Below are 15,565 nucleotides of genomic sequence, written 5' to 3'. Positions count from 1 at the left end.
CCCTCCACGCACCGGAAAGACATCTCGCGATGACGCACACCCAGGTCCCGTTCCCCGAAGGCTTCCTGTGGGGCGCCTCCACGGCCGCCCACCAGATCGAGGGCAACAACACCAACAGCGACTGGTGGGTCAAGGAACACACCGCGGGCACCCACATCCAGGAGCCCAGCCTGGACGCCTGCGACAGCTACCACCGCTGGCGCGACGACATGGACGTACTGGCCGGACTCGGCTTCACCGACTACCGCTTCTCCATCGAGTGGGCGCGTATCGAACCGGCCGAGGGCCGCTTCTCCCGCGCCGAACTCGCCCACTACCGACGGATGGTCGAGGGCGCCGTGGAACGCGGTCTGCGCCCGATGGTCACCCTGCACCACTTCACCGTGCCGCAGTGGTTCGAGGAGCGCGGCGGCTTCACCGCCGACGGCGCCACCGAGCTCTTCGCCCGGTACGTCGCCGCCTGCGCGCCCGTCATCTCCGAGGGCGTCCGCCATGTCTGCACCATCAACGAACCCAACATGATCGCCGTCATGGCGGGCCAGGCCAGGCGCGGCGACATCGGCTTCCCGCCGGCCGGACTGCCCACCCCGGACGAGGAGACCACGCACGCCGTGATCGCCGCGCACCACGCGGCGGTCAAGGAGGTCAGGGCGATCAACCCGGACATCCAGGTCGGCTGGACCGTCGCCAACCAGGTCTACCAGGCCCTGCCCGGCGCCGAAGAGGTCACCGCCGCCTACCGGCACCCCCGTGAGGACATCTTCATCGAGGCCGCCCGCGGCGACGACTGGATCGGTGTGCAGTCCTACACCCGGACCAGGATCGGCGCCGACGGCCCGGTCCCCGCCGACGAGAACGCCGAGCGCACCCTCACCCAGTGGGAGTACTACCCCGCGGCGGTGGGCCACGCGCTGCGCCACACCGCCGAGGTCGCCGGCCCCGGACTGCCGCTGATCGTCACCGAGAACGGCATCGCGACCGAGGACGACGACCGCAGGATCGACTACTACACCGGCGCCCTGAACGAGGTCGCCGCCGCCCTCCAGGACGGTCTGCGCATCGAGGGCTACCTCGCCTGGAGCGCGCTGGACAACTACGAATGGGGCTCCTACACGCCGGCGTTCGGCCTGATCGGCTGGGACCCGGAGACCTTCGAGCGGCTGCCGAAGCCGTCCGCCGGCTGGCTGGGCGCGATGGGCCGCACCCGCACACTCCCGCGGACCGCCGGCTGACCCCTCCCCACCGACCGGGAGCCTCCTGACCGGCTCCCGCCCGTACGGGGACCGGCGCCACCTGACAGTCCGCCGGTCCCCGTACGGTTCCGTACGGTTCCGTACGCCTCCGTACGACGACCACATCCGTACCGGATCACACCGCGCGTCACACCGGATCACACCGCGCACGCCACGGAACTTCCCCGTCCCCCTTCTGCCCTCAGGAGCTGGATCGTCATGGACCGTCGCACCTTTCTCACCGCCGCCGGGAGCGGAGCCGCCGCTCTGTCCCTCGGCGCCGCCTCCGCCCCCTCGGCACTCGCCGCCCCCGCCGCGCGGGACGCCGCCGCACCCCCGCTGATGCGCTGGTTCCGCGACACCTACCGCTCCATCGAGGCGATGACCACCGACCTCGGTCTCGCCGTCGACAAGATCGACCTCAGCCGGGCCGGCGGCCCCGTCCTCTCCCGCCAGACCTCCCCGACCAACATCGGCTGCGGCCTCTGGTCGACCGTCGCCGCCGGCGGCCTCGGCGTGATCGACCGCACCACCATGGAGCGCCGCCTCGCCCGCACCGTCCAGGCCGTCGAGAAGCTGGAGCGCCACCACGGATTCTGGCTCAACTGGTACGACGCGCACGACGGTTCGGTGCTGACCGAGTGGCCGGGAACAGGCGCCCCCGTCCGCCCCTTCCTCTCCTCCGTCGACAACGCCTGGCTGATCACCGGGCTGCGTATCGCCGCCGACGCCGCGCCCGCGCTGCGCCCCCGGATCGCCCGTCTGCTGGCCACGGCCGACTGGTCGTACTACTACACCCCCTACGACCCCACCGACCCGGTCGCCGGGCCCGGACAACTGCGCGGAGGTTTCTGGACCGACACCGGGGAGCCGACGGGCCACCACTACGGAGCGCTCAACACCGAGCCCCGTATGGCGAGTTACCTCGGCATCGCGGACGGTTCACTGCCCGGGGAGCACTACTGGCACATGCTGCGCACCATGCTCCCCGAGCACGAGCAGGAACAGCGTCCGGGAGGCCGGTACACGGTCGTCGACGGTGTCCGCGTCTGGCAGGGGCACTACACCCACCGCGGCCGGGCGCTCGTCCCGAGCTGGGGCGGCTCGATGTTCGAGGCGCTGATGGTGCCGTTGTTCGTCCCCGAACCGGAGTGGTCGCCCCGCTCCTGGGGCCTCACCCACCACCGGTACGTCCGCGCCCAGATCGACCACGGCCTGGCGGAGGCGCGGTACGGGTACTGGGGGTTCTCCCCGTCCGACGTCCCCGAGGGCGGCTACCAGGAGTACGGGGTCGACGCGATCGGCATGCAGGTCGACGGGTACGCCTCCAACACCGACCGTACGTACACCACGGACGGGGCTCCGCTGCCGCCGCCGTCCGCGTTCACCAACGGGGTGGTCACACCGCACGCCTCTTTCCTCGCCCTGCCGTACGCGCCCCGCGAGGCGGTCGCCAACCTGAACGCGCTCGACCGTGACTTCGGCGCGTACCACGACGGCTACGGCTTCCGTGACTCCGTCAACGTCTCCACCGGACGGGTCTGCGACTTCGTGCTCGCCCTCGACCAGGGCATGGTCGCGGCGGCGCTGGCGCAGGCGATCCGCCCCGGACTCCTGCAACGGCCTTTCCGCACGGGTGGGTTCCGCACCCGGGTGCGCCCGCTGCTCGCCAAGGAGCGGTTCTCCATCTGACGCGCGGCCCGCGTCGCACAGGTCCAGGAGTCGCGGCGGGGACGGGGTGCGCGCAGAATGAGGGAAATTCCCGGCGTTGGGAGCACACGTGATCGTCCTCGGCATCATCCTGCTGGTCGTCGGTTTCGTCACCAGCATCTCCGTCCTGTGGACCATCGGGATCATCCTGGTCGCGATCGGCGCGATCCTGTGGGCTCTGGGCGCTCTGGGGCACGCGGTGGGCGGCAGACGCCACTACTGGTGACGTTCCCGTCCTCCCCGTTCCTGCCCTTCCGGGGTCCAGTGCGTACGCGCACGGGTGGCTCCCGTTCCGGGACCGGCACCGTACTCCCGGTGCCGGTCCCGGCGCAGGGCCTGGTGGACCGCCCAGACCACGGAGACCAGCGGCACCGCCACGACGGCTCCCACCACACCGGCGGCGATCGCGCCCCCGATCACCGAGAGCGCGACCACGACCGGATGCAGCCGCACCGCCCAGCTCATCACGAGCGGCTGGAGCAGATGGCCCTCGATCTGGCCGATGATCACGATGAGCGCGATCACGGCCGCCGCCACGACCGGGCCCTTCAACGCGAGCGCGACCACCGCGGCGATCGCCAGGGCGACCGGTGACCCGACCAGCGGCACGAAGGTGGCGAAGAACTCCAGCAACGCCAGGGGGAAGGCCAGCGGCACCCCCAGCGCGAGCAGGGCGAGCCCCACGAGTACGGCGTTGGTCGCGGCCACCAGGACGATGCCGTGCGTGTATCCGACGAACGTCGTCCAGGCCGCACGGCCCGTGATCTCCACCCGCCCGCGCACCGCGGCCGGGAGCTGATCGCAGAACCACTGCCACTGGCGTTCGCCCGAGTGGATGAAGAAGACCGAGCAGAACACCGCCAGGGCGAACACCGTCAGGATCTCGATCAGCCGGCCCACCCCGGTGAGCGCCGTGCTGAGCAGGGCCGACCGATGGCTGGACAGGAAGTGCCCCGTCCGGTCCCGGACATCGCTCAGCGCAGTGGGGCTCAGCCGGAACGGCGGCTGCTCCAGCCAGCGTCCGATCCGGGAGAGCCCGTCGCCGAACTGCCGTTCAAGGCCGGCCATCTCTCCCGCCACCACCTCGCCGATCAGCGACAGCACGCCGAGGAGCAGGAGCACGCTGCCGACGAGCGCCACCGCGACGGCGAGCGGCCGGGGCATCACCCGGTCCAGGAGATCCGCCACCGGGCGCAGCATCGCGGCGCCGACGAGCCCGAGGAAGACGGCGACCACGAGATCGTGGAACCGCCCCAGGACGACGAGCACGCCGTACACCAGGGCGGCCACGAGGAGGATCCGCCAGGCGTACGCGGCGCTCTTGCGCAGGACGGGGGAGACACGCGGCTCGCCCGTGGGAACGGCCGCCGCGCGCCGCGCCCCGACGCGCCGGGCCGCGGTTCCGCCGGTACGGCGCGGTACCCGGCGCCGGGCGGCGCGGATCCGCCGCCGCCACCCGGCGCGCGGCGGGGCTGGATCCGGAAGGTCGGGCTGCGGGTGCGATCGGCTGGGCATTCCTTGCTGGTACCAGACGGCGGCACGTCGTCCCGGCTCCCGCGACCGGGTGCGCGCGAAGTCACCCCCACGGACCCCATGGGCGGATCCCCGGAGCGGTCAGGGGCCGCCCCGGCGGGCCCGGGACGGTATCCGGTCAGGCGTGCGCACCGGGTACGGGGGCGTGGGCCAGCAGGTCGGCGTGGCGCTGCTGGAGCAGGCGTTCGTGGGCGGGGGTGAAGTGGCAGCGCCAGATGCCCACCGTGAGGTCGTCGCCGTCCCGCGCGTGGTCGGCGGGGGAGACGGGTGCCGGCAGCGGCGCGCCGGAGGAGGGGGCGCCGACGGCGTTCCGCAGCCGGTCCAGGGCCTCCCGCCGGGCTTCGGCGGTGCCGCCGTGGGCGGGGCCGGCGAGCTCTTCGTGGGTGAGCACGCACACCGCCGGGTGGTGCAGGAGCCATGCGCAGCGGCGGGCGTCCTCCATACCGGGGAAGCCGGGGTCGGTCAGGGCGAGGGTGATGCGGGCGTCCATGCCGGGCAGGGCTCCGACGATGTCGCGGTAGACGAGGTGGTCGGGCAGGGAGCCGACCTCGTCGGCCGGCCCGCAGAGCATCCGGATCTGACTGACGATCCGGTCGCGCACATCGCGGTGGTGGAAGACGACCGGTGGCCGCCCGGTGGCCTGCCAGAGGCGCAGCAGGCCCGCGTCGGCGCACTGGAGGTCGAGGCTGTTGACGTACCAGCAGCCGCGGCCCGGCAGGAGTCCGAGGAGGTCGGCGTCGGGGATCCGGGTCAGCCGGTCCTCCGGACCGGGGCCGACCGGTGAGGCGGCGGTGACGGGCTGCCCCAGCCGTGTCCACCACACCCGCCACAGAGCGCTGACGGCGTCCTGGTAGGCCGTCTCCAGACGGTCCCACTCCCCGTCCTGCCTGCGCAGCAGCAGGGCCGCACGGTCGGGCCCGTACGCGGCGGTCAGCAGCCGGTGGACCTCCCCCGGCCCCGGAGCCTCCCCGGCGCCATCGGGCCGGGGGTCGCTCATCGTGCCGTACGGGGTGTAGCCGAGCGCGGTGGTGACCTGGGCCAGCAGCGGGGTGCCGCTGCCGCGCGGCGAGACGGCGATCACCTGGGGCACTGCCATGGAGCGTCTCCTCGGAGAAGGGGTACGGGTGCCTCGGGCGAGGCGGGGCTCAGCGGACCGGTGTGGCGCGAGGGACGGGAGAGTCGGGAGCGGTGGGCGGTGCGGGCGCCGGGACGGTGCGCGGGGTGAGGAGGAGGTCTTCGTAGACGTGGTGGCGGCGGGTGGTGGTGCGGTGGTGCAGCAGACCGGCGGCGCGGGTGTGCGCGCCGGTGTCGACGAGGGCGCGGGCGAGGGTGTCCTGCACGATCTCCCGTTCGACCCGTACGCCGCCGAGACGGTCGGTCCACTCGGCCGGCCCGGTGAGACGGTCCACCGCGGCGTGGGGGCGGCCGGCCGTGATGTCCGCCAGCGCCTCGACGACGGGGGCGAGGACCTCGTGGTAGTCGGGCCGTGCGTCGGCGGCGGCCCGCCGGGCGAGGGCGTACAGATCGTCGGTGGCGGCCTCGACGGCGAGGGCCAGGGCGAGGTTGAAGGTGTGGAAGACCTCCGCCATCCCGCCGGGGGCCGCCAGCAGCTCCCGGACGTGGTCCGGTTCGCTGCGGTGGGCCGGCCGCTGCCCGGCCAGCAGCAGACGCCAGTTCGTCGCCGCCCGCATGCCCACGTCCGTCCGGTCCAGCACCGCGTCGGCCCGTCCGCGGGCGTCCGCGAAGTCGCCGCAGGCCAGGGACTGGAGGGCGGCGTGCCAGTTCAGATGTCTGAACTGGAGGGCGTGGGGATCGGCCGCCAGCCACCGGTCGAGGAAGGCGGTGGAGACGGGGCCGGCCCCCAGCTCCTGTTCGGCGTGCGCGCGGGCGTGGGCCGCGAGCCCCGAACGCGGACAGTGCGCCAGAGCCGTCCCGGCCAGTTCGTACGCCTCCACCGGCCGGCCCTGTTCGGCGCGGACCCAGGCCATCCGGCTCGTCCACAGCCAACTGTCCGCCCCGGACGCGGCGTACTGCCGCTCGACCAGGGTGTCGCCGTGGGTGCGGTAAGCGGCGTCACCGCACGCGTGGAAGGCGTCCACCAGCAGCCCGGCCACCTCGTCGCCGGGCCAGCGCGCGAAGTGCGTCAGGAGATGGTCGGCGGTCAGCCGGTACTGCCGGTGGGTGTGCAGGAACACGCCGTACACCAGGCTCATCGACCGCTCGCCGGCCGCCCGGGCGTCGCGGTGGGCGACGACGAGTTCGTCGCGCAGCGTCGTGTCGCTCAGCCCGTCACCGGTCGCGAGCATCAGCAGCGCCCGTGCCACGCCGTGAGTCGGGTGTTCCGCCACCCACCGCCGCAGCAGCCCGGGTCCGCGCCCGCTGAGCATCGCCAACTCCCTTACGGCGGGCTGCTCCAGCGACACCTCCGCCCACGCCGGGGCCGTCATGACCGCGTACGTGGCGGGGAGCCCGGACCGGTCGGCATCAGACGGAGGATCGGAACAGCGCGGTGCAGACGATGCCGCTGGTGCCGCACTGGTTGCGGGGCAGACTCAGCGGCAGGCTCGCGTAGTTGCCGCTCGCCGCACCGCTGCCGGCGGCTGTGCCGCCCACGGCATGCGCGTCGCCCTGGTTGACACAGGTGTTGCCGAAGGTCGCGTTCCCGACCCCGATGACGCTCGCGTGCGCGGCCCCGGCCGGAGCCAGCGCGGCCCCCAGCACGGCACCGGCCACCGCCACCCGCCGGCCCGTGAGGCGGGCCCCGTTCTCCGCCTCGCGCCGGGTGTCCCCGGACACCGGACCGTGTTCCTCGCGTACGGCTTTCATCGCACCGTTCCCTCCTCGTGCGCGCCGGATCCGCCATGGTCGGACCCGGCCCGGATCCCGCCCGGAACGAACATCCCGGGCCTCGGTCGGTCAACGAGCGGATCAGGAAGAGGTAGCGGGCGCCGGGTGTCCGTGGCGTGGTGTCCTGGCCGAGGTCACCGCCGGAGCCCTTCGGACCGCTCCAGGGACACGGCCGACCGGCGGCGCGTGCTGCCGGAGGTGGAGGAGAAGGCCATGGAGCTGGGACGGGCCTTCTCCGGGCCGGTGATCGGGGAGGTGGTGACGGCCGCGGAAGGGTTCGAGGCGGGTGGGTCGGAGACGGTACGACGCTTTCCGGCCGCGGTGCTGGAGCCCGGGGGCGGGAGCGTTCGGACTGACGCGACCGCCCCGCCGCGCGGACCCGCCGGGTCGCACGGCGGGCGGGACGTCGGGGCACCCGGCCGACGGGTCGTCAGCCGCGCGCCGCGTCCTCACCCGCCGGACGCGTCGTCAGCCGCGTGAGCGGACGGCCGCGACGGCGCCGCCGTCGACGAGGAGGTCCGTACCGGTGATGAAGGTCGCGGCCGGGCCGAGCAGGAAGGCGGCGGCGTCGGCGATGTCGTCGGGTGTGCCCAGCCGTCCGGTGGCGGACGCCTCGACCAGGGCGCGCATCTGCCGCCCGGCCTCCCCGGCCAGTTCCTGCCTGCCCATCGGGGTGGCGATGACACCGGGGCTGATGGAGTTGACCCGGGCGCCGCGCGCGCCCCAGACCGGAGCGGCGGCCTGGACGCGGAGCACGTTGGCGCGCTTGGCGAGGCTGTAGGCCCTGCCCGCGTCGGTGGCCGTCTCCCCGCCCGTGTACGGCAGAGCCAACAGCTCCTCGGCGGGGGTGCGGGCCAACTCGCGTTCCTGCGCGGGGTCGAGAGGGGCCGTCAGATGGCCGGCCATGCTGGCGACGACGACGCCCGCGCCGCCCTGGGCGACGATCCGGCCGAACTCTTCGAGGACGAGGGCGACCCCGACCAGATCGACCCGGAGGATCGCCGGGGCCGGCGCCTGCGCGGGGGAGAGCCCCGCCGTGTGGACGACCTGGGTGACGGCCCCGCGCTCCGCCGCCGCGGCGGCGAGGCCGGCCACCGACGCGCGGGAGGAGACGTCGACGTGGTGGGCGGTGACGTCGTGGCCGTCACCCCGCAGCGCCTCGGCGGTGGAGTCCAGGGTGGCCCGGTCGAAATCGGCCAGCAGCAGGGCCCGGCCCGCGCCCTGGCGGCGCGCGATCTCCCTCCCCATCCCGCCGACACCGATCACGACGACTACGTCCCTGTTCATGAGCTGCCTTCCCGTCACCCGACGGCTGGGCCGTCGCCTATTACGAAACAATCCGTCTCGTAAAGAGACCGTACCCCTCCGCGGTCCCCGGGGAACGCCGGCTGCCTACCCTGGGGCCATGACAGAGGCGCGCGGCCGACCGCGCAGTGCGACCGCGCACCGGGCCATCCTCGACGCCACACGCGATCTGCTGATCGAGGACGGTTACGCCCGGCTGTCGATCGACCGCGTCGCCGCCCGGGCCGAGGTGGGCAAGCAGACCGTCTACCGGCGCTGGCCGTCCAAGGCGCCGCTCGTGGCCGAAGCGGTGCTGGACGGCTCCCACGCCCCGGCCCCGGCCGACACCGGCGATGTCCACCGGGACCTGAGGGCCTGGCTGCACGGGCTGGTGGCGTTCATGGCCGACGCGCGGAACGCGGCGCTGATCCGGGCCCTCACCGCGGCCGCCGCGGAGGACCCGCGCGACGCCGAAGCCCTCTACGAACGGCTCACGGGGCCGCAGCGCGACGGACTGGTCCGGCGGCTGCGGGCCGGCGCCGGGGCCGGACAGGTGCGGGCCGACGCGGACCTGGACGCGGTCGCCGACGCCCTCACCGGCGCCCTGGTGTACCAGACGCTCGCCGGTGACGACTCGCTCTCCGTCCGGCGGGCCGACGGGCTCTTCGACGTCATCATGCGGGGGCTGCGGGCCGGCCCGTAGGCGACGGGCGACGGGCGGGGGCCGCTCCTCGGCGTCGAAAGGTTTCGTCACCAAGTCCGAATGGTGTGAGGGGTATTGACGCTTCCGTCAGGACTCCTATCATCCAAGTTGTCCGAAGAACTGGTCCATGTTCGATATGTCGAACGCTTTTGGTGAGTCATGGCGTGCCCGTGGCGGTTGCGACTCCCCGGAGCCCGCCGGTAGTTCGGATGGAAACGTCGAAACCTTTCGCATCCGTACGAGGAGGCGTGACGTCGACATGACATGACCAGAACAAGCACTCGACCGGCGTGGCGCGCCGACGACGGCCACCGCACCACCGCATCCGCATCCGCATCCGACCGTACGAGGAGAGCCATGAACCCACCCCTGCGACGACGCGGCCGGCGGCGCCGCGCCACCGTGACAGGTCTGCTGACCGCCGCCGCCCTCCTGGCGACCGGGGGCGCCGCGGCCGCGCCCGCCCCGGAGACCGCGCCACCGGTCCAGGCGAGCACCCTGGGCGCCCAGGCGGCCCAGTCCGGGCGGTACTTCGGGACCGCCGTCGCCGCCGGCAAGCTGGGCGACGGGGCGTACGCGACCATCCTGGACCGCGAGTTCAACTCCGTCACGCCCGAGAACGAGATGAAGTGGGACACCGTCGAGCGGTCCCGCGGCTCGTTCGACTTCGCCCCCGCCGACCGGATCGTCGACCGCGCCTCGGCGCGCGGCCAGCGGGTCCGGGGCCACACCCTGGTCTGGCACTCCCAGTTACCGGGCTGGGTCGCCTCCCTCACGGACGCGAACACACTGCGCACGGTGATGAACAACCACATCACCACCGTGATGAACCACTACAAGGGCAAGGTTCAGACCTGGGACGTGGTCAACGAGGCGTTCGCCGACGGCGGCAGTGGCGGGCACCGCCCCTCGGTGTTCCAGAACCTGCTCGGCGACGGCTTCGTCGAGCAGGCGTTCCGCACCGCGCGGACGGCCGATCCGGCGGCCAGGCTCTGCTACAACGACTACAACATCGAGAACTGGAGCGACGCCAAGACCCAGGGCGTGTACCGCATGGTGCGCGACTTCAAGGCGCGCGGCGTCCCCGTCGACTGCGTCGGGTTCCAGGCGCACTTCGGCACCGGCGGCCCGCCGGCCACCTTCCGGACGACACTGTCGAACTTCGCGGCCCTCGGCGTCGACGTACAGATCACCGAACTCGACATCGCCCAGGCACCGACGGCCGCGTACACCAACACCGTCCAGGCGTGCCTGAACGTTGCGCGGTGCACCGGGATCACCGTATGGGGCATCCGGGACAGCGACTCCTGGCGCAGCGGGGAGAACCCGCTGCTGTTCGACCGCAACGGCGGCAAGAAGGCGGCCTACCAGGCGGCCCTGACAGCCCTCGGCGGCAGCGCGGCCACGGCGGTGCCCGCCGCGAGCAGCCGCCCGGCCGCCAACCCGGCCGCCCTGCCCGGCAGTTTCTCCTGGAGCTCCAGCGGTGCGCTGATCGCCCCGAAGCCGGACTCGACGCACAACATCGCCGGGATCAAGGACCCCTCGGTCGTGTACTACAACGGCAAGTACCACGTGTTCGCCAGCGCCGCGAGCGCCTCCGGCTACAACCTGGTGTACCTGAGCTTCACCGACTGGTCCCAGGCGGGCTCGGCCACCCACCACTACCTGGACCGCAGCGCGATCGGTGCCGGGTACCGCGCCGCGCCGCAGGTGTTCTACTACGCCCCGCAAGGGCTGTGGTACCTCGTCTACCAGACCGGGAACGCGTCCTTCTCCACCAATCCGGACATCAGCAATCCGAACGGCTGGAGCGCGCCCCGCAACTTCTACTCCGCGATGCCCGACATCATCCGGCAGAACATCGGCAACGGCTACTGGGTCGACATGTGGGTGATCTGCGACAGCGCCAACTGCTATCTGTTCTCCTCCGACGACAACGGGCACCTGTACCGCTCGCAGACGACCGTCTCCCAGTTCCCGAACGGGTTCACCAACACCGTCATCGTGGCCCAGGACGCCAACCGGTACGCCCTGTTCGAAGCCGCCAACGTCTACAAGGTGCAGGGGAGCAACCAGTATCTGCTGCTGGTGGAGGCGATCGGGTCGGACGGCCGGCGCTACTTCCGGTCGTGGACCGCGAGCGGCCTCGGCGGATCGTGGACGGCGCTGGCCGCCTCCGAGGCCAACCCCTTCGCGCGGGCGAACAACGTCGCCTTCCCGGCCGGATCCTGGACCAGGGACGTGAGCCACGGTGAGATGATCCGGGCGGGGTACGACCAGACGCTGACGATCCCCGCCTGCAAGCTCCAGTACGTGTACCAGGGCATGAACCCCGGGGCGAGCGGCGACTACAACACACTGCCGTGGCGGCTCGGTCTGCTCACCCAGACCAACGCGGCCTGCTGACCGGCCGGCCGGGCACCGCGGGGCTCCGGTCCGGAGTCCCGCTCCGGTCCACCGGATCCCGCGGCGGTCCGGCCGGACACACCGCCCGGCCGGGGGCTACCCTTCCGGGGTGACGCAGCATCCCACGCCGAACGGGCGGCGGCCCGCCAACGACGGTCCGAAGGCCGCGGGCCGCAATCGGGCCGCTCTGGTCGCCGCTGCCCGGGAGATCTACGCGGAGCACGGACTGGACGCCCCGTTCTCCGCGATCGCGCGCCGGGCCGGGGTCGGGCAGGGCGTCCTCTACCGCCACTTCCCCGACCGGGCCGCCGTGGCGACCGCGGTGCTGGAGGAGAACGTGCGGCAGGTCGAGGAGGCGGCCGCGACCGAGGAGCTGACCTTCGCCGGTGTCCTCGGCGTGCTGACCTGGCATCTGACGGAGTCGGCGGCCTTCATCGGCCTCCTGCACGCCGGTGAGGCGGGCCGCGCCGACATCCGCGCGTACGCCCTGGCCCTCTCCGGGCGGGTCGAGCGCGCCCTGCGGGCCGACCTGCCGGACGGACACCGGCTGGAGGCGGCGAACGACCTCATGCTGGCGGTCGCCATGGTCTCCGGCGCCGTGACCGGCCCCACCCGCGAGGAGCGGGAACGCCGGGCGCTGGCGGCCTGGCGGCTGCTCGACGTGCGGGTGGGACCGGTCCGGCCCCTCGGAGGGTGAGGGGCGGGGCGGTGTGTCAGCCGCCGTTGGACTGCCGGATGCCCTTCGCCAGCGCCTCGAAGGTGTAGAGGTAGCCGCCGGCGGGGCCGCTGACGGTCATGTACGCCGTGGTCCCGCCGGGCTTGATCGCCACGTTCGTCGCCGACTCCAGCCCTTCGGCGCGGCCGGGGATCTCGACCGTCGCCAGACGCTCACCGTTCCGGTCGTACACGACCATCGCGGGCCTGCCGTGCAGCGCCTGGTAGAGGTTGCCGTCCGCGTCCACGGCGATCGAGTCGGTCTGCGCGATCCCGCCGTCGACGCGGATGGCGGTGTGCCGGGAGGCCACCCCGCCCTTCGCGTCCAGGCGCAGGTAGGAGATCCGGTTCTGGGTGAGTTCGCTGATCCACAGCCCGCGGTGGCCCACGTCGAACGAGATGCCGTTCGTCGCGGCCAGCCCGTCGGCGAGGACGGTGGCCTTCTTCCCCTCGCGGTCGACGCGCACCACCCGGCCCTGCTCCTTGTTCTCGGACAGGCCGCGTGAGTCGCTGACGTACAGGTTGCCGTCCGGGTCGAAGGCGAGATCGTCGGGGTTCATCGGCGCGCCGTCGACCTCGCCGGAGAAGAAGGTCCGGGGATCGCCGCCGTCGGGGGCCAGGCTCACGATCTCGCCGTGGGCGTAGTCGGTCAGGTAGAGCCGTCCGTCGTACGGGCTGAACTGGGCCGAGGTGTAGGCGCCCCGGCCGTCGGTGTGGACGCCGCGCGACGTCTTCTTCGCGACGTCGACCCGTATCACCTTCGGCTCGCCGGCGGGCGCGGTGACGTCGACGACGTACAGGCCGCCGTCCTTGCCGAAGGTCGGGCCCTCCAGCAGGGTCATCCCGGTCTCCTCGTGCACCCGGGTGAGTTGCATGACCTTCTGCGCGCGGATGGTCCGGTCCTGGTGCGCGGAGGCGGCCGCCGTACCGCCGGGGCCGGCCGTTTCCGTACCGCACCCGGTGAGCGTCAGCGCACCGACCGAGGCGAGCACGGCAAGGGATCGGAGGGGGAGTCGTCGCATGGGGGGATCACTCTTCCTGTCCGCTGTGTGCGGGCGCCGCCGGCGGGGGAGGTCCGCGCGCCCGCCCGGGGCGCGGACGGGTTCCTCCTCGGGTGCGGCGGTGCATCCGCGTCCAACCGGACATCGTTGTCCGGTAGTTGCTACCGTAGCGGAAGGCCGCTCGTCCTGCGCGGCCGGTACGACAGCGACCCCACAGGATCGAGGCCCCCACATGACGACCTCCCACGCGCCGGCCCCCGACGAACTCGCCGAACTCCGGCAGCGCTACCGCCTCGAACGCGAGCGGCGCGTACGGCCCGACGGCGCGCTCCAGTACCGCGACACCGACGCCGAGTTCGGCTACTACGCCGCCGACCCGTACGCGGGGGAGCCGGCCGAGCGCGAGCCGCTGGACGACACGGTCGACGTCGCCGTGGTCGGCGGCGGCTTCGGGGGCATCCTCGCCGGGGCCCGGCTGCGGCAGGAGGGCGTGCGGCGCGTCCGCGTCGTCGAGAAGGGCGGCGACTTCGGAGGCACCTGGTACTGGAACCGGTACCCGGGCATCCACTGCGACATCGAGGCGCACGTCTATCTGCCGATGCTCGACGAGACCGGGTACGTGCCGGAGTGGAAGTACGCGCCGGGCGAGGAGATCCGCCGCCACGCGGTACGGGTCGCGCAGCAGTTCGACCTCTACACCGACGCCCTGTTCTCCACCGCGGTCACCTCGCTGACCTGGGACGAGACGACCGGGACCTGGCTCGTGGCGACCGACCGCGGTGACGCGTTCCGGGCCACGTACGTGGTCACCGCCACCGGCACCCTGTCCGAGCCGAAGCTCCCCGGGATACCCGGCATCGAGGACTTCAAGGGCCACACCTTCCACACCTCGCGGTGGGACTACGGCTACACCGGCGGCACCGCCGACGGCGGCCTGACCGGTCTCGCGGAGAAGCGGGTCGGCGTCGTCGGCACCGGTGCCACCGGCATCCAGGTCATCCCGATGCTGGCCGAGGACGCCGGGCACGTCTACGTCTTCCAGCGCACCCCCTCCACCGTGGACGTACGCGACAACCGCCGCACCACGGCGGGCGATGTCGGCGCCGACCGCGACGGGTGGGCGCGCGAACGCCGCGACAACTACCTCCGTATCGTCTCCGGCGAGAGCGCCGGGCAGGACCTCGTGGCGGACCGCTGGACCATGTCGGCGGGGCTCCTGGAGAAGCTCCTGCCGAGCTTCCGCCGCCAGGGCGACCGCAAGGCGTTCGAGGCCGCGTACGAGGCCGCCGACGCCGCCAAGATGAACGAGCTGCGCGCCCGCGTCGAGGAGACCGTCACCGACCCGGCCACGGCGGAGCGGCTCAAGCCCTGGTACCGGTACGCCTGCAAGCGCCCCACCTTCTCCGACAAGTACTACCCGGCCTTCAACCGCGGCAATGTCACCCTGGTCGACACCGCCGACACCCACGGCATCGAGCGCGTCACCGAGAACGGTGTCGTGGTCGGCGGCACCACCTACGAACTCGACTGCCTGATCTTCGCCACCGGATTCTCCGTCGGCACCTCCGGCATCCACTCCGGCAAGCTCCCCGTCCACGGCCGCGACGGCACCCAACTCCTGCACGCCTGGGCGCGACAGGGCCCGCGCAGTGTGCACGGCTTCACCAGCAACGGCTTCCCGAACCTGATCCAGATGGGCTCCCTCCAGAACGCCAGCAGCGTCAACTTCACGCACATCCTGGACGAGCAGGCCGTCCACGCCGCCGCCCTCGTCGCCGCCGCCGAGGCCGAGGGCGCCGTCATCGAACCGCCTCGCGAGGCCGAGGACGCCTGGATCGCGGTCCTGGCCGAGGACGCCCCCGACCACGAGTGGTTCCACGCCGAGTGCACCCCCGGCTACTACAACCGCGAAGGGCGGGGCCGGCCGAACGGCCCGATCGCCTACCCCCACGGAGCCTTCGCCTTCCACGCGCTCCTGAAGCGGTGGCGTACGGAGTCCATCGGTGAGATCCTCCGGGCCGGAGCACCCCGGCAGTAGCGGTCCCGGACGGCGCCCGTCCGGGCGGGCGCGGGGGGGGGCGGGCGCCGCGCGCCGGCGGCGCGACCCCCCCCGCGGCGGCGGGGAGAGAGAGAGA

General features: G+C 72.9%; 13 protein-coding genes. 7 read left to right on the top strand and 6 right to left on the bottom strand.

Features of this window, described 5'->3' with window-relative positions; genetic code table 11:
- The first annotated feature begins 29 nt into the window (after positions 1-29).
- The 3 genes from ACFXPK_RS20740 (at position 30) to ACFXPK_RS20730 (ending at position 3,168) form a co-directional block, all read left to right on the top strand.
- A complete protein-coding gene (locus tag ACFXPK_RS20740; protein WP_385077401.1) occupies positions 30-1,232 on the top strand; it encodes a glycoside hydrolase family 1 protein in 1,203 nt (400 codons plus the stop codon).
- Positions 1,233-1,451: 219 nt separating this feature from the next.
- Complete coding sequence (locus ACFXPK_RS20735) at positions 1,452-2,924, top strand: glucoamylase family protein (protein WP_384991296.1); 1,473 nt, start codon at positions 1,452-1,454, stop codon at positions 2,922-2,924.
- Between the two features lie 88 nt (positions 2,925-3,012).
- On the top strand, positions 3,013-3,168 hold the full coding sequence (locus tag ACFXPK_RS20730; RefSeq protein ID WP_384991320.1) for a DUF6131 family protein: 156 nt from the start codon (positions 3,013-3,015) through the stop codon (positions 3,166-3,168).
- Here ACFXPK_RS20730 and ACFXPK_RS20725 read toward each other — a convergent pair.
- The 5 genes from ACFXPK_RS20725 to ACFXPK_RS20705 form a co-directional block, all read right to left on the bottom strand.
- Positions 3,159-4,457, bottom strand: a complete 1,299-nt coding sequence (locus ACFXPK_RS20725) for an AI-2E family transporter (RefSeq protein WP_385077397.1) — start codon at positions 4,455-4,457, stop codon at positions 3,159-3,161. The two genes, ACFXPK_RS20730 and ACFXPK_RS20725, sit on opposite strands and share 10 nt — an antisense overlap.
- 136 nt (positions 4,458-4,593) lie before the next feature.
- A complete protein-coding gene (locus ACFXPK_RS20720) occupies positions 4,594-5,571 on the bottom strand; it encodes a hypothetical protein (RefSeq protein ID WP_385077394.1) in 978 nt (325 codons plus the stop codon).
- Positions 5,572-5,620: 49 nt separating this feature from the next.
- On the bottom strand, positions 5,621-6,922 hold the full coding sequence (locus tag ACFXPK_RS20715; RefSeq protein ID WP_385077391.1) for a hypothetical protein: 1,302 nt from the start codon (positions 6,920-6,922) through the stop codon (positions 5,621-5,623).
- A 37-nt stretch (positions 6,923-6,959) separates the two neighbouring features.
- Positions 6,960-7,301, bottom strand: coding sequence for a chaplin family protein (locus ACFXPK_RS20710; RefSeq protein ID WP_385077389.1), 342 nt, complete (start codon positions 7,299-7,301; stop codon positions 6,960-6,962).
- Positions 7,302-7,790: 489 nt separating this feature from the next.
- A complete protein-coding gene (locus ACFXPK_RS20705; RefSeq protein ID WP_385077386.1) occupies positions 7,791-8,609 on the bottom strand; it encodes an SDR family oxidoreductase in 819 nt (272 codons plus the stop codon).
- Between the two features lie 118 nt (positions 8,610-8,727).
- Between ACFXPK_RS20705 and ACFXPK_RS20700 the strand changes: the two genes are divergently transcribed.
- The 3 genes from ACFXPK_RS20700 (at position 8,728) to ACFXPK_RS20690 (ending at position 12,412) form a co-directional block, all read left to right on the top strand.
- Positions 8,728-9,309 carry a TetR/AcrR family transcriptional regulator gene (locus ACFXPK_RS20700; protein ID WP_384991312.1) on the top strand — a complete coding sequence of 194 codons (582 nt, stop codon included), beginning with the start codon at positions 8,728-8,730 and terminating at the stop codon, positions 9,307-9,309.
- Positions 9,310-9,666: 357 nt separating this feature from the next.
- Entirely contained in the window at positions 9,667-11,715 is a 2,049-nt protein-coding gene (locus ACFXPK_RS20695; protein WP_385077382.1) for a non-reducing end alpha-L-arabinofuranosidase family hydrolase, read from the top strand.
- Between the two features lie 109 nt (positions 11,716-11,824).
- On the top strand, positions 11,825-12,412 hold the full coding sequence (locus tag ACFXPK_RS20690) for a TetR/AcrR family transcriptional regulator (RefSeq protein ID WP_385007646.1): 588 nt from the start codon (positions 11,825-11,827) through the stop codon (positions 12,410-12,412).
- Between the two features lie 16 nt (positions 12,413-12,428).
- Here the strand turns inward: ACFXPK_RS20690 and ACFXPK_RS20685 are convergent, their stop codons facing one another.
- Positions 12,429-13,451: an SMP-30/gluconolactonase/LRE family protein gene (locus ACFXPK_RS20685; RefSeq protein WP_385077380.1), complete on the bottom strand. Its 1,023-nt coding sequence runs from the start codon at positions 13,449-13,451 to the stop codon at positions 12,429-12,431.
- Positions 13,452-13,662: 211 nt separating this feature from the next.
- Between ACFXPK_RS20685 and ACFXPK_RS20680 the strand changes: the two genes are divergently transcribed.
- A complete protein-coding gene (locus tag ACFXPK_RS20680; RefSeq protein ID WP_385077377.1) occupies positions 13,663-15,468 on the top strand; it encodes a flavin-containing monooxygenase in 1,806 nt (601 codons plus the stop codon).
- The last annotated feature ends 97 nt before the right edge of the window (positions 15,469-15,565 follow it).

This window comes from Streptomyces sp. NPDC059142, from assembly GCF_042755665.1.
GTDB lineage: Bacteria > Actinomycetota > Actinomycetes > Streptomycetales > Streptomycetaceae > Streptomyces.
This window is presented reverse-complemented; position numbering and strand designations above follow the sequence as displayed.

Bases quoted from the DNA above. Each gene is read 5' to 3' on its own strand.
- ACFXPK_RS20740 (WP_385077401.1), top strand. From the start codon at position 30: ATGACGCACACCCAGGTCCCGTTCCCCGAAGGCTTCCTGTGGGGCGCC.
- ACFXPK_RS20735 (WP_384991296.1), top strand. From the start codon at position 1,452: ATGGACCGTCGCACCTTTCTCACCGCCGCCGGGAGCGGAGCCGCCGCT.
- ACFXPK_RS20725 (WP_385077397.1), bottom strand. From the start codon at position 4,457: ATGCCCAGCCGATCGCACCCGCAGCCCGACCTTCCGGATCCAGCCCCG.
- ACFXPK_RS20720 (WP_385077394.1), bottom strand. From the start codon at position 5,571: ATGGCAGTGCCCCAGGTGATCGCCGTCTCGCCGCGCGGCAGCGGCACC.
- ACFXPK_RS20715 (WP_385077391.1), bottom strand. From the start codon at position 6,922: ATGACGGCCCCGGCGTGGGCGGAGGTGTCGCTGGAGCAGCCCGCCGTA.
- ACFXPK_RS20710 (WP_385077389.1), bottom strand. From the start codon at position 7,301: ATGAAAGCCGTACGCGAGGAACACGGTCCGGTGTCCGGGGACACCCGG.
- ACFXPK_RS20705 (WP_385077386.1), bottom strand. From the start codon at position 8,609: ATGAACAGGGACGTAGTCGTCGTGATCGGTGTCGGCGGGATGGGGAGG.
- ACFXPK_RS20700 (WP_384991312.1), top strand. From the start codon at position 8,728: ATGACAGAGGCGCGCGGCCGACCGCGCAGTGCGACCGCGCACCGGGCC.
- ACFXPK_RS20695 (WP_385077382.1), top strand. From the start codon at position 9,667: ATGAACCCACCCCTGCGACGACGCGGCCGGCGGCGCCGCGCCACCGTG.
- ACFXPK_RS20685 (WP_385077380.1), bottom strand. From the start codon at position 13,451: ATGCGACGACTCCCCCTCCGATCCCTTGCCGTGCTCGCCTCGGTCGGT.
- ACFXPK_RS20680 (WP_385077377.1), top strand. From the start codon at position 13,663: ATGACGACCTCCCACGCGCCGGCCCCCGACGAACTCGCCGAACTCCGG.